Annotated in this window: 13 protein-coding genes; 7 read left to right on the top strand and 6 right to left on the bottom strand. The window is 44.8% G+C overall.

What is annotated here, in order from left to right:
* Window positions 1–29 precede the first annotated feature (29 nt).
* A complete protein-coding gene (locus tag OCU46_RS13370; protein ID WP_141271703.1) occupies window positions 30–1,673 on the bottom strand; it encodes an ABC transporter substrate-binding protein in 1,644 nt (547 codons plus the stop codon).
* A gap of 532 nt (window positions 1,674–2,205) precedes the next feature.
* On the opposite strand from OCU46_RS13370, the gene OCU46_RS13365 reads away from it, so the two are divergent.
* Window positions 2,206–3,468: a hydroxymethylglutaryl-CoA reductase gene (locus tag OCU46_RS13365; RefSeq protein ID WP_141271704.1), complete on the top strand. Its 1,263-nt coding sequence runs from the start codon at window positions 2,206–2,208 to the stop codon at window positions 3,466–3,468.
* Window positions 3,469–3,472: 4 nt separating this feature from the next.
* Here OCU46_RS13365 and OCU46_RS13360 read toward each other — a convergent pair whose 3' ends face one another.
* Window positions 3,473–4,354, bottom strand: coding sequence for a DMT family transporter (locus OCU46_RS13360; protein WP_141271705.1), 882 nt, complete (start codon window positions 4,352–4,354; stop codon window positions 3,473–3,475).
* A 307-nt stretch (window positions 4,355–4,661) separates the two neighbouring features.
* Between OCU46_RS13360 and ubiE the strand changes: the two genes are divergently transcribed.
* The 6 genes from ubiE to tatC are packed head-to-tail and all read left to right on the top strand — an operon-like array spanning window position 4,662 to window position 9,121.
* Window positions 4,662–5,435: a bifunctional demethylmenaquinone methyltransferase/2-methoxy-6-polyprenyl-1,4-benzoquinol methylase UbiE gene (gene ubiE, locus OCU46_RS13355; RefSeq protein WP_141271706.1), complete on the top strand. Its 774-nt coding sequence runs from the start codon at window positions 4,662–4,664 to the stop codon at window positions 5,433–5,435.
* A 12-nt stretch (window positions 5,436–5,447) separates the two neighbouring features.
* The gene (locus OCU46_RS13350; protein ID WP_141271707.1) at window positions 5,448–6,053 is read left to right on the top strand and encodes a ubiquinone biosynthesis accessory factor UbiJ; all 606 of its coding nucleotides are present in this window, start codon (window positions 5,448–5,450) and stop codon (window positions 6,051–6,053) included.
* On the top strand, window positions 6,050–7,684 hold the full coding sequence (ubiB, locus tag OCU46_RS13345) for a ubiquinone biosynthesis regulatory protein kinase UbiB (protein WP_141271708.1): 1,635 nt from the start codon (window positions 6,050–6,052) through the stop codon (window positions 7,682–7,684). Before OCU46_RS13350 ends, ubiB begins: the two co-directional genes overlap by 4 nt.
* A gap of 33 nt (window positions 7,685–7,717) precedes the next feature.
* Window positions 7,718–7,987: a Sec-independent protein translocase subunit TatA gene (gene tatA / locus OCU46_RS13340; RefSeq protein WP_141271709.1), complete on the top strand. Its 270-nt coding sequence runs from the start codon at window positions 7,718–7,720 to the stop codon at window positions 7,985–7,987.
* A gap of 3 nt (window positions 7,988–7,990) precedes the next feature.
* Window positions 7,991–8,329, top strand: a complete 339-nt coding sequence (gene tatB / locus OCU46_RS13335) for a Sec-independent protein translocase protein TatB (RefSeq protein WP_065599601.1) — start codon at window positions 7,991–7,993, stop codon at window positions 8,327–8,329.
* Between the two features lie 45 nt (window positions 8,330–8,374).
* Window positions 8,375–9,121, top strand: coding sequence for a twin-arginine translocase subunit TatC (tatC, locus tag OCU46_RS13330; RefSeq protein WP_141271710.1), 747 nt, complete (start codon window positions 8,375–8,377; stop codon window positions 9,119–9,121).
* A gap of 60 nt (window positions 9,122–9,181) precedes the next feature.
* Here the strand turns inward: tatC and OCU46_RS13325 are convergent, their stop codons facing one another.
* From OCU46_RS13325 to ahpC, 4 genes are all read right to left on the bottom strand, one after another.
* On the bottom strand, window positions 9,182–9,943 hold the full coding sequence (locus tag OCU46_RS13325) for a TatD family hydrolase (RefSeq protein WP_141271711.1): 762 nt from the start codon (window positions 9,941–9,943) through the stop codon (window positions 9,182–9,184).
* A gap of 47 nt (window positions 9,944–9,990) precedes the next feature.
* Window positions 9,991–10,869, bottom strand: a complete 879-nt coding sequence (locus OCU46_RS13320) for a patatin-like phospholipase family protein (RefSeq protein WP_141271712.1) — start codon at window positions 10,867–10,869, stop codon at window positions 9,991–9,993.
* A 190-nt stretch (window positions 10,870–11,059) separates the two neighbouring features.
* Window positions 11,060–12,652 carry an alkyl hydroperoxide reductase subunit F gene (gene ahpF, locus OCU46_RS13315; RefSeq protein WP_141271713.1) on the bottom strand — a complete coding sequence of 531 codons (1,593 nt, stop codon included), beginning with the start codon at window positions 12,650–12,652 and terminating at the stop codon, window positions 11,060–11,062.
* Between the two features lie 231 nt (window positions 12,653–12,883).
* Window positions 12,884–13,441, bottom strand: a complete 558-nt coding sequence (gene ahpC, locus OCU46_RS13310) for an alkyl hydroperoxide reductase subunit C (protein ID WP_141271714.1) — start codon at window positions 13,439–13,441, stop codon at window positions 12,884–12,886.
* Window positions 13,442–13,605: the final 164 nt, after the last annotated feature.

Here is a 13,605-nt window from a genome sequence, read left to right as displayed (position 1 = left end):
CCGGATAGGTAGTCCTCAGTGGGTTTTAATTATTTTGCGTGAAGGTGATCTAGGATTTTCACTTTTTTGTCCGCTTGGTAGTAGTTAGGGTGGATGTATGGGTTTTCAGCATCCGGCCAGCCTACAACTTTCTCTGTGCGGTATTGGAACCAAGTTGGGTTAGAGAATAGAGGAATGAACGCAACTTGTTCTGCTGCAAATTCTTCTAGCTCGTTCAGGATTTCACGTTGAACTTTCTCGTCTGTAGTTTGAGTAAATGCATCAATCTTGTCAGAGATCTCTTGTGAGAATACACCGTGACCTGCGTGCCAGCTCTTACCTACAGCACTCGCTGAGAAGTAGTCTTGGTATGCTTGGATAGGGTGTGCGTTGTTAGTGTTAGACCAGTTGATAGAGATGTCGTAGCCACCTTCTTTCAAGTTCTTGTCGTATACAGACCAGTCAACAGTCTTAACGTTTGCTTTAACGCCAACTTCTTCGAAGTACTCAGAAACCATTTGCACGGTTTGAACCCAGTCAGTCCAGCCACTTACTACTTCAATGTCAAACTCAACGTTTTCGCCGTTTGGCATGTTACGGATGCCGTCACCATTGGTGTCTTTTAGGCCAGCTTCGTCAAGAAGACGATTTGCTTCGTCAAAGTTGTAAGTAGAGTATTGCGCGAATTTCTTCTCGATATCTTGGTTAACATACGCTTCAAAGTACTGACCTAAACCGCCCATGTAGTGGTTAGCTGTTGGGTAGCCGTAAGCTGCGAATTCAACAATATCTTCACGGTCAAGCGCCATAGAAAGTGCGCGACGAACGTTTATGTCATCCAGTGGTGCTTTCTTAGTGTTCAAGTAAAGTTGGATAGCATCGTTCGCTGGGTACCAGTAGTGGTTGTTCTCTGGATCGCGCTCAACGAAGGTTTTATCGATGTCAGCAACAAAGTTAGATGCCCAGTCGATTTCGCCTTTCATAAGTGCTGCTTGGATTTGCGAGTTATCGTTGTAAGAACGCGCAGTGATACAATCTAGGTATGGACGACCTTGTTCTGCCTGCCAGTAATGAGGGTTACGACAAAGCTTAACTTGCTGAGGAGTCATAAGAGCAACCTCAGTCATAGGACCGTTACCAACAGGGTTAGGGTTAGTGAAGGTAGTTAGATTTTCTACTTTGCTCCATACGTGCTTAGGAACGATGTAGTAGTCTTTAAGACCCCAGATGAAAGTAGAGTCTGCTTTTGCCATATTGATAACAACAGTTGTGTCATCAGTAGCGGTAATGCTGTCAGTGTAACCACTCCACATACCTTTAACGTCAAAAGCTTTGTTGTCTTTAGTTAGTGCGTAGCTGTATGCAACGTCTTCAGCAGTAAGAGGTTTGCCATCAGACCACTTTAGGTTCGGGCGAACCTTGATAGTGATGGTCATTAGGTCTTCAGATTGGGTGATAGACTCAGCGATACGAGGCTCAATTTCACCAGTTTTGCCGTTATGAATGAATAGTGGCTCGAACATTGTTCCAGCAACGATATCTTTTTGGGTATAAGGGTTAAAGTTTTCAACAAAACCAGTGCCGATCGCAGGTACAGTAATCTCACCACCTTGTTTGATTTCTGTATTAGCGAAGGTCGCTCCTGTAGTTAACAGTCCGACTACAAGTGATGCCACTGCAGTTTTCTTTAACATATCTTCTATTCCTCGTTGTTACACTTCGATGAAGAAAGTGTGAAAGCGCTTTCTTTTTTGAAGCGTAGGTTTAAGAACCGATTAATTATTTTGTGTTTGTTTCGTAGGGTATTTAAAAGAAGCATTGCTCGTGAAAGCGCTTTCTTTAGCGAGTAAGTTACGACTTCTTTACCTGCAAAACAAACATCATTCCGGTAAAACCTGTTCGATCTCACGCATATTTCACGAACCAATGGCGAAAGTTTGATCTGCTGCAAGATTTATATATTTGTATGATTTTTGCGCGAATTCGCTTAAATCTTAAACGGAAACACTGTATATGAGGTTAGAAATGCCTAGTTACATTTACTCACTCAATGAGTCAAATCATTGCCACTGGCGAGTTATTGAATCTGGTTTGCGTTGTAATTGGAGGGGAATGTTCGTATTCTGCACGGAAATGCTATTTGTACGACTAAAATAAGATTGCGCTAAGGAAGGAATCGGCTCAGGGATCTATTTAGCAATTGTGATAACCCCCAAAGTGAGAAATATGCCTAAATTAAATCTACATCGCAGTGATTACACCTCTTCAATCGGCTCTGAACTTGACGCATCACTTCGTAATGAGGCTTTGCAACCTCACTTTGATAAGCCCAAAAGAAAGCTAACTAAGAGCCCATATCTGACTGAAAAAAATGTCCAGCGACGTTGGGCTTCTCTCGATAATGCCGATTCTCAGCAACACCTTTTAGATGAGCATACTCTGCAGCACATGATGGAGTACTCAAAGAATATAGAGCATTTCATTGGCACGCTAAAAATGCCAGTGGGTATGGCTGGACCATTGCGAATCAATGGTTTATTCGCTCGTGACGATTTTCTGGTTCCTCTAGCCACTACAGAAGCGGCATTAGTGGCGTCTTATAACCGTGGCTCTCAATTACTCACTGCTGCTGGTGGTGCTACGGCTATGCTTCTAAATGAGGGCGTGACCAGAACACCTGCGTTTGCCTTCTTTGACATTAGTGAGGCAGGGCAGTTTGTCGCTTGGGTAGTGACTCAATATGCCACCTTTAAATCAATTGCTGAACAAACCACCTCTCATGGCAAGTTAACAGACATTAGTGTCAGCATTGAAGGTAACCATGTTTACCTCGTGTTTGAATTTCTTACAGGCGATGCCTCGGGTCAGAATATGGTGACGATTGCCACTAATGCGGTGCTTGAGTACATCATAGAAAATACGCCGGTTGAACCAGAGCATGCCTTTCTTGATGGAAACCTATCCGGGGATAAAAAAGCGAATGCACAGACATTACGTAGTGTTCGCGGAAAAAAGGTAACAGCAGAAGCGCATATTCCAGCTGCGTTGGTTGAGAAGTACCTTCATACCACGCCAGAGAAGATGATGCAGTTTGCGCAGATAACAACGGTTGGTGGCGCGTTAAGTGGCACTATCGGTATCAATGCCCATTATGCCAATGCTTTGGCTGCGCTTTATATTGCGTGTGGCCAAGATGCCGCCTGTGTGGCTGAGTCTGCGGTCGGCATGACGCGATTAGAAGTAGACAGAAATGGTGATTTATATGCCAGTGTTACCTTGCCCAACCTAATGGTGGGAACGGTCGGTGGTGGTACTGGATTACCGAGCCAAAAGGCTTGTTTAGATCTCATGGGGCTGCATGGCAACGGAAAATCACAGGCTCTTGCCGAGGTTGCGGCGGCGCTTTGTCTTGCGGGTGAGCTTTCTATTGTTGGCGCTTTCTGTGCTGGGCACTTTTCTCGTGCCCACCATAAACTAGCGCGAAAATAACACCCTAGGCACTTTTACGTTTAAGTTGCTGGATGGCGAGTCCAGCAACGATCAATACTAAACCGAGTAAGGTTGAGATATGGATCTCTTCTCCTAAGATTTGCGATAGCAAGATCAATGAAATGAAAGGAGAAATAAAGATGAGGTTGCTGATCCTCGCGGTATTTTGAGTTGCTTTTAGTGCACCGAGCCACAGCACAAAGGTGATTCCCATCTCAAACAGACCTACGTAAGTCACCGCTAGCCAACCTTTAGTGCTGATATCCCAAGTGGCTCCCTCCCAAATAGAGAGTGCTACGGCCAGTGGGATCGCCACTATGAATCCAAGCAATACTGCAACAACCGGATCGGCTTTATTCTTAGCATTCAAGATCCAGTAACCTGCCCAAAGCAGGGTAGATAACAAAGCTAAGCTAACACCTAGCGGGCTCTCAAATTGCAAACCTAGCACATCTCCTTGCGTTGCAATGACCACAACACCTAAATAGCCTAATGCACAAGCTATCCAGTCTTGAGTTCGAATCTTTTGTCCCAAAAATACCGCAGCCATTAAGGTTAGGGTAATAGCCCAACTGTAATTGATCGGTTGTGCCTGTGAGGCGGGTAAAAGGTCGTAAGCCTTAAATAGAATCAGATAGTAGGCGAGAGGGTTAATCAGACCTAACATCAAGTAGTAAAGTGGATTGGCGACAAAGGTACCGGCGATACTTTGAGTCTTTTTTTGATAGATACAAACAAGCAAGAGAGCAATCGCAGAGACTATGCTGGCACAGGTGAGCATCTGGATTGGCGTAAACTCAGCGAGGGTGATCTTGAATGCGGTGGCAACAGTAGACCACAGAAGGACTGCACTGAGTCCTAATATAAGCGCTTTGCGTTCGTTCATGAATGACTCAAAGTGTTAAATAAAGGAAAGACAAAAGAGGGCTCAGTCTATAGCCTTTAAGGGTGCGCGCCAATATACAATTTGCTTGGTTTGGTCGCGTATCCCCACTCGCCTTGGTGCATCTATTCACACTTATGCAAACCTTATGCGGTTGCGCGATACTTCAGCAAAGACAAGTGCTGATGTATGCAGTAAACTTGGCCATTCGTTTGCAATGCTGTTTGCTAGCGTAGTCGGGCGGCTTTCGTTGTGAATACACTTTCACTAGCCCTCGTTTGGAATACGACTTCAGAGATAGAACATGGATATGAGCGTTAAAGAACCCCAAGATCAAGCCTCGCAAGACACTACTCACTTTGGTTTCAAGACTGTTGCCAAGGATGAAAAGGTAACTAAAGTAGCAGAGGTATTTCATTCGGTAGCAAGCAAATATGACCTGATGAACGACTTAATGTCTGGTGGTGTTCATCGCTTGTGGAAGCGCTTTACCATTGACTGTAGTGGTGCTCGTCCTGGGCAACGTATATTGGATCTAGGTGGCGGTACTGGCGACCTAACGGCTAAGTTTTCGCGCATCGTGGGCGATATCGGTCACGTAATTTTAGCGGATATCAATAACTCAATGTTGAACGTGGGTCGTGACAAGCTAAGAGATGTTGGCGTTGTCGGCAATGTTCACTATGTACAAGCAAACGCAGAAGAACTACCGTTTCCTGATGATTACTTCGACTGTATTACCATCAGTTTTTGCCTGCGTAACGTCACCGACAAAGATAAGGCTCTGCGCTCAATGTATCGCGTATTGAAGCCAGGTGGTCGCCTGTTAGTGCTTGAGTTCTCTAAGCCAATTCTGGATCCACTGTCTAAGATCTACGATACCTATTCATTCCACATTCTGCCTAAGATGGGTGACATCATTGCTAACGATTCAGAGAGCTATCGTTACCTAGCGGAGTCTATTCGCATGCACCCAGATCAAGAGACCCTTGAAGGCATGATGCAACAGGCTGGCTTTGAGCAGACAAACTACTACAACCTGACAGGCGGCATCGTCGCACTGCATCGTGGTTACAAATTTTAGTGGGATGCCAAGATGCCAATTGATGCCTTAGTGACAGCGGCCGTTGAAACCTCATTCAACGCACTGATAAAAGAGCAACCGGAAAGCCAAAAGCAGTTGGCTCGCCTTAAGGGCTCGATCATTCGACTGAATATCAAAGAGTTGAATAAAAGTCTGATTTTTGTGTGCAGTCAGCAGGTTGATGTGTTGGCTGAGTTTGAGGGGACGCCGGATTGCGAGCTGACCTTGAGCCTAACGGCTCTACGAGATTTACAGCAGCAAGCCAATATCAATGATTTATTCAAGAAGGATAAGCTGTCGGTAGCGGGAGATATGCAGGTAGGGCAGCAATTCGCGACTCTGATGCAATTGAGTAAGCCTGATGTGGCTGAAATTCTCTCCAAAGTGGTAGGGGATGTGGCTGCTCACACCTTAGTCACCGGGGCTAAGAACGGTTTATCGTTTTTTCAGCGCAATGCCCGTAAGCACACTACGCACCTCAAGCATGCTATTACAGAAGAGTGGCAGTTAGCACCATCGCCTTTGGCTGTCGCAAATTTCTGCGATCAGGTCGATGACGCCAAGGCTCAGTTACATTCTCTAGAGCAACGTTTATCGCGTTTGATGGAGACAGAATGACCCCTTCTGAGTTAAAGCGCCTTTATCTTATTACTCGAGTTCAGCTGGAATATGGCTTAGATGAGCTTATTCCTGAGCATGAACTGGCGAAATTTCCACGACTAGCGCGAAAGGCTCTATTCTGGATTAAGAATAAGCACCCAGATAAAGAACTAGGTCACCGAATGCGTCTTGCGTTGCAGGAGTTGGGGCCGGTATGGATTAAGTTTGGGCAGATGATGTCCACGCGCCGAGACCTATTTCCTCCACATATCGCCGATCAACTCGCTTTATTGCAGGACCGAGTTGAGCCGTTTGATGGTCATCTAGCAAAGAAACACATCGAGCTTGCCTTGGGTGGCCCAATTGAAAATTGGTTCGATGATTTTGATATTGACTGCCTTGCATCAGCATCAATTGCGCAAGTACATACGGCCAAATTGAAAGAATCTGGCCGAGAAGTCGTACTCAAGATCATTCGTCCAGACATTCGTCCAATCATTGCTGATGACGTTAAGCTTATGTTTCGAATGGCTAAACTGTTGGCTAAAGTGGCACCAGAGGCACGCAGGCTACGACCTATAGAGGTGGTGGCTGAATATGAAAAAACGTTGCTTGATGAGCTTGATCTGCGCCGTGAAGCGGCTAATGCCATGCAACTTCGTCGTAATTTCGAAGGCAGTGAAGAGCTTTATGTGCCAGAGGTTGTGGGTGATCTAAGTAGCAAGAATCTGATGGTTTCAGAGCGTATCTATGGTATTCAAGTGTCTGATATTGAAGGACTTGAAGCCAATGGCACCAACATGAAGTTACTTGCTGAGCGCGGAGTGACAGTATTCTTCACCCAGGTATTTCGAGACAGCTTCTTCCATGCCGACATGCATCCAGGCAATGTGTTTGTCCAGTATTCACACCCTGAAAACCCACAATGGATCGGTCTAGATTGTGGCATTGTGGGCACACTCAACGCTGATGATAAGCGCTATCTAGCAGAGAACTTCCTAGCCTTCTTCAATCGTGATTACGGTAAGGTTGCACAGCTACACGTGGACTCAGGTTGGGTTCCTGCAGACACCAATGTACAAGAGTTTGAGTTTGCAATCCGTATGGTGTGTGAACCTATTTTTGCTAAACCTCTGTGCGAAATCTCGTTTGGACACGTGTTACTGAACCTGTTCAACACTGCGCGACGCTTCAATATGGAAGTTCAACCACAGTTGGTGTTGTTACAGAAAACGCTTCTTTACGTAGAAGGGTTAGGTCGCCAGTTGTACCCTCAATTAGATTTATGGGCGACAGCCAAGCCATTTCTTGAAAAGTGGATGGGTGAGCAAGTAGGTCCACAGGCGGTAATTAATTCTCTTAAAGATAGAGCCCCATTTTGGGCAGAGAAGCTCCCTGAATTGCCGGAACTGCTGTACGACAACCTTAGGCATGGCAAGCAATTGTCTAGAAAAGTCGAGCATTTATATGAGGGATATCGACAAACTAAGAGACAACACGCCACAGGCCAATTTATGTTTGGAATAGGCGCTACATTTATCGTATGCTCATCAATACTTTATGTTAGTGATAACCCATTGATTTCTTCAGTGGTTGGCGGGGTCGGAGTGTTGGCTTGGCTGTTAAGCTGGCGTACTTACCGCAAGTAATTATTTATAGAATGGAAACAAAGGTAATAACACATGGGTGGAATTAGTATTTGGCAACTTCTGATCATTGCTGTGATCGTGGTTCTGTTATTTGGTACCAAAAAGCTGCGCGGTATTGGTGGCGATTTGGGTTCTGCGGTTAAGGGTTTTAAGAAAGCGATGTCTGATGAAGACGGTGCAGCGAAAGACTCAAAAGATTCAAAGGATGCGGATTTCGAACAGAAGAATATCTCTGAGAAGCAATCAGCAGAGCAGAGTACTGAGCAGAACACTGAAAAGCAAAAAGATAAAGAGCAGGTTTAAACCGTGTTCGATATAGGTTTTTGGGAACTGATACTGATCTCCGTATTAGGATTGGTGGTATTGGGGCCCGAGCGTCTTCCTGTGGCTATTCGTAGTGTTGCTCGCTTTGTTAACTCCGCTAAATCTATGGCAAGTAATGTCAAAGATGAGCTTGATCATGAACTTAAAATCCATGAACTTCAGGAAAACTTGAAGAAGGCAGAAAAGATGGGAATGCAGGATATGTCTCCTGAATTGCGCCAGTCTGTCGAAGAGTTAAAAGAAGCAGCCAAAAGCGTTCAGCAACCCTATAAGTCCTCAGAAAACTCTGCTGAGTCGCCTTCTCCTAAGTCACAAGATTAATCAATAGGGGCACATTCGCCCCTTTTGTTATTTATAGAGGTTTCTATGTCTTCGGTTGATTCTAACCAGCCATTGATGAGTCATCTGATTGAGTTACGTACCCGATTATTGCGTGCTATCGGCGCTGTCATGGTCGTATTTCTGTGCCTGATTTATTTCTCCGGCCATATCTATGAGTTTGTATCTGCTCCTTTAATTGACCGATTGCCTGAAGGGGCAACGATGATTGCAACAGATGTCGCATCACCGTTTTTTACCCCACTGAAATTAACACTAATTTCGTCGGTCTTCATTGCAGTGCCGTTTATTCTTTATCAGGTGTGGGCGTTTGTCGCTCCAGGCTTGTATAAGCATGAAAAGCGCTTAGTGATGCCACTGCTGTTCTCCAGTTCACTGCTGTTTTACTGTGGTGTGGCGTTCGCGTATTTCGTGGTATTTCCACTAGTGTTTGGCTTCTTCACTGCTATTTCCCTTGGCGGAGTAGAATTTGCCACCGATATTTCAAGCTATCTTGATTTCGTACTGGCACTATTCTTGGCTTTCGGCATTGCTTTTGAGGTACCGGTTGCCATTATCTTGCTGTGTTGGACAGGGGCTACGGATGTTGGAACGCTGAAGGCGAAGAGACCGTTCGTGGTTGTCGGTGCTTTTGTGATCGGCATGATGCTGACGCCTCCAGACATTATTTCTCAGACATTACTCGCGATACCTATGCTTCTTCTGTTTGAGGTGGGTTTGTTTTTTGCTCGCTTTTATACCCGCCCAGACGAGGAAGAAGAGCAAGAGTCTTAATCACGGTTAGTCATCTATAAAAAATCCCCTTATTGGGGATTTTTTATAGATTTGAGCAACTTATAGATTGAACAGTTTAATGGCATTGCTAGTAGTGAGGCTATCGACCTCTTGCAGACTTAACTCTCTAAGGTCAGCTACGCGCTGAGCGACCAATTGTGTATAGGCGGGTTCATTTCTCTTGCCGCGATGTGGCACTGGCGCAAGGTAAGGGCAGTCTGTTTCTAGGATGACATATTGCATATCCAAGTGAGGGATCACCTTATCCATACCCCCATTCTTGAAGGTAGAGACACCACCTAACCCTAGATGAAAACCAAGATCATTGATGGCTTTGGCCTCGTTGATACTTCCGCCAAAGCAGTGGAAGACACCACGCAGTGAGCCATCTTGCTCCTTGCTAAGTAGGGCTAGAGTTTCTTCGATGGAATCTCGAGTATGAATCACTACCGGAAGATTCATCTCTTTTGCCCAGTTGAGCTGAGTGATAAAGGCGTACTCTTGCTCTGCTCGATACGTTTTGTCCCAGTACAAGTCGATCCCAATTTCACCGACAGCGATAAATTCATGTTTGTCATACCAAGAGTGAATGGTTTGCAAGGTTTGCTTGACGTCTTGGTCTACATAACATGGATGCAAGCCCATCATAGAACGGCAGATGGTAGGAAATTGCGCTTCGGTGGCGAGCATTGGCTCTATAGAATCAAGGTCAATGTTTGGCAGCAATATTTGCTGAATGCCTTGTGCTAATGCTCGCTCAACAACCGCTTCGCGGTCTTGGTCAAATTCGCTTGCGTATATATGGGCATGGGTATCGATCATAATTAGAATTCAGCTTAAATGTCAGTAGCCCCAGTATATACCACCTGCTAGTAGGTGTAACACGCGGAGCAGTCATTGGATGAGAGTTCAGTGAGCCCTCGAAGATTCATGACATGTTGCTCACCGGAATCTAATCCCATTTGATAACCCGTATCGAGTAATTTTGGTTTACGAGTCAGGCGCTTCACAGGGAAATTCTCTGGTGGGGCAATAACGCGAATAACAGCATCTTTAGGTGGGAATCGAATAAATTCTAGCGCTTCATTGTAGCGCTTGGCTCGAGTCTGCAAAGTGCTTGCCACCATTGGGTTATCGGCGAGTAATCGTTTCATTAACCAATGACTCTTTGATTCTGGCATGGAGTAGCTTAGAGGGTGTGAAAGGATAACCGTAATGTCTTTGGCACCTCGGCGATACGCCTCTTTAACAGGAATGGAATCGGCTACCGCACCATCCGTAAAGCAGCCACCAGAAAAACAGGGCGTTTGCTTATAGGCGACTGGTAGAGCAGTAGTGGCTTCGATAACATTCAGCATATTTTGTTGGGTTATACGGAAGTAATTAGCCTTTCCTGAATCAATATCTGTGGTAGCAGCATACAAGGGAATGTTATTAAACAGCTGTTGGTGATCGAGCGGGTATTGCTCTAGAGAGGTTTCACTTAACCATTTAACATCCGTTAAGTCTCCGCCTTTGGCAAAGCGACTAAGGTTATAAAACTGCTTTGATGTAGCGAGTGTGGTAATAATCTCATAGCTACGCTTAGGCTGATTTGCCAAGTAACCTAATAGATTTGAAGCGCCTGCTGATACACCAATTGCAAAATCAAATGGTTGATGTGCAAGCTCTAGAAATGCATCTAGTACACCGGCTGCGAATATGCCTCGCATAGCGCCGCCTTCTACCACTAAAGCTGTTTTATTCATTGTTTTTACTCATTTATGTTTATCTAGACGGATCTTAACGAGGGCTTACATTGATTTAAAATCAATCGTCTTTATTAATTTGATAGATAAAACCGAATAACGTGCTGATGGAATGAAAAACCCCACTTAGCATAGGCAAAGTGGGGTTTTGATTATCGACAAACTAGCTCAGAGGAGCGTGGTAGATAAATTACGCTTTCTCGGTTGCCATAGTAGGAGCTGGATTGCGAATTAGATGATCAAAAGCACCTAAGCTCGCTTTTGCTCCTTCACCCATAGCAATAATGATTTGCTTATATGGCACTGTAGTAACGTCACCTGCAGCAAATACCCCTTTCATAGTCGTTGCACCATGTGCATCGACAACGATTTCGCCGCGAGGAGAGAGTTCTACTTGAGTCTCTTTTAACCACTCACTGTTCGGCATTAGACCTATTTGAACAAAGATACCTGCCAGTTCAATTTGTTTTAACTCACCGGTATTACGATCTTTGTATTCCAGACCTGTAACACGGTTACCGTCACCCAGTACTTGAGTTGTTTGAGCCATTTTGATGATTTCAATGTTTGGCGTAGCGTTAGCTTTGTCGATTAAGACTTGGTCCGCACGCAATGTATCTGCAAACTCGATAACCGTAACGTGTTCAACAATACCCGATAGGTCGATTGCCGCTTCAATACCTGAGTTCCCCCCTCCAATCACAGCAGTTTTCTTGCCTTTAAATAATGGGCCATCACAGTGTGGGCAGTATGCGACACCCTTGTTACGATATTCTTGTTCACCAGGAACATTCATCTCACGCCAGCGCGCACCTGTACTGGTGATCACAGTTCGAGAACGCAATACCGCACCACTTTCTAGTTCAACGTGGATGTAGCCATCATCGGTATTTTCAGCATCTATGATGTTTGCAGCGCGTTGTTCCGTCATAACTTCAACGCCATATTCTTTTACGTGTTCTTCAAGGCTCGCAACCAGTTTTGGACCTGTGGTTGCTTTTACTGAAATGAAGTTTTCAATTGCCATGGTATCCATGACTTGTCCGCCAAAGCGATCAGCAACCACGCCAGTGCGAATGCCTTTGCGTGCAGCATAGATAGCCGCAGAAGAACCCGCAGGACCACCACCTACAACCAGTACGTCAAATGGCGCTTGCTGGCTAAGGTTTGCCGCTTTCTTTTCTGCAGCGCCAGAGTCGACTTTATTTAGGATTTCAGCTAAAGACATACGACCTTGGCCAAACAGTTCACCGTTCACAAAGACACTCGGTACCGCCATGATATCGCGAGATTTTACTTCATCCTGGAAAGCCGCACCGTCAATCATAGTGGTTTTAATTAGTGGATTGATAGCTGACATCATGTTGAATGCTTGAACCACTTCTGGGCAGTTCTGGCATGACAGAGAAATAAAGATCTCAACCTCAAGTGGATGGCTTAGCTCTTTTATTTGCTGGATAGTTTCAGCTTCAAGCTTAATAGGGTGACCACCACTGTGCAAAAGAGCTAGAACAAGGGATGTAAACTCATGTCCCATAGGTAGTCCAGCAAATCCAATAGCGGTTTGTTTCTCAGGATTCACAACTTGCATGATGGGTTTGCGGCTACTCGCGTTGTCATCGCGAACCACGTCAATCTTGTTGGTCAACGATGCAATATCATTGGCTAGCGCTTGCAGTTTATTAGCGGTTTCACTGCTATCTAAACTTAGCACCAGCTGAACATTTGTTTTTAGGTTTTCAAGGTATGCTTTTAGTTGTTGCTTCATTGCTTGATCTAGCATGGTCGGCCCTATTATTTATTATTCTCAGATTCTTTGTGATGCGCTTTCTTGCGCTGTTGAGGTTATATTGCCGTTATTCTAACGATAGGTAAAATCGAATGTTTCTATTAAATTGGTAGGCAAAAGCTATTAACAAGGCATAAAAAAACCACCTCATTTGGAGGTGGTTTTAGATTAGGGTGGTACACCAAGCCCCTTAGGAGCAAGGGCAAGGTGTACCCATGGACTTCTTTAGATTTTGCCTACTAGGTCTAGAGATGGTGCTAGAGTTTCTTCACCTTCTTTCCATTTAGCTGGGCAAACTTCACCTGGGTTAGCAGCAACATATTGTGCAGCTTTTACTTTGCGTAGCAGGTCTTCTGCATCGCGGCCGATACCTTCAGCAGTGATTTCCATTGCTTGGATAACGCCTTCTGGGTCAACTAGGAAAGTAGCACGGTCTGCAAGACCTTGACCTTCACGCATTACACCAAAGTTGTTTGTGATGTTGCCAGTTTGGTCGCCTAGCATGTAGTAGTTAATCTTACCGATTGTCTCAGAGCTGTCGTGCCATGCTTTGTGAGTGAAGTGAGTATCAGTTGATACAGAGTAAACTTCTACGCCACGGCTTTGCAGTTCTTCGTAGTGGTCAGCTAGGTCGCCAAGTTCAGTAGGACATACGAAAGTGAAGTCCGCTGGGTAGAAGAAGAATACTGCCCACTTGCCTTTAACGTCTTGTTCAGTTACTTCAACAAAATCGCCATTTTTGAATGCTGTGGCTGTGAATGGTTTAATTTCCGTATTGATCATAATTGGCTTCTCTCTAATTGATTGTTTGTTAGCGCTCCGTTGCGCTGATGGAGTTATATTGCCTCCAATTTTTAAATTGATAAATTCAATTGTTTCTATTGATTTAGTAGGCAAAACCTATCAAATAGAGCAAGCCGGATTGGTTTGATGTTGATTCGTGATAA

It is taken from the genome of Vibrio comitans, from assembly GCA_024346835.1.
GTDB classification, from domain to species: domain Bacteria; phylum Pseudomonadota; class Gammaproteobacteria; order Enterobacterales; family Vibrionaceae; genus Vibrio; species Vibrio comitans.
Note: the sequence above shows the minus strand (reverse complement) of the source record. Positions and strands in the feature narration are given on the sequence as shown.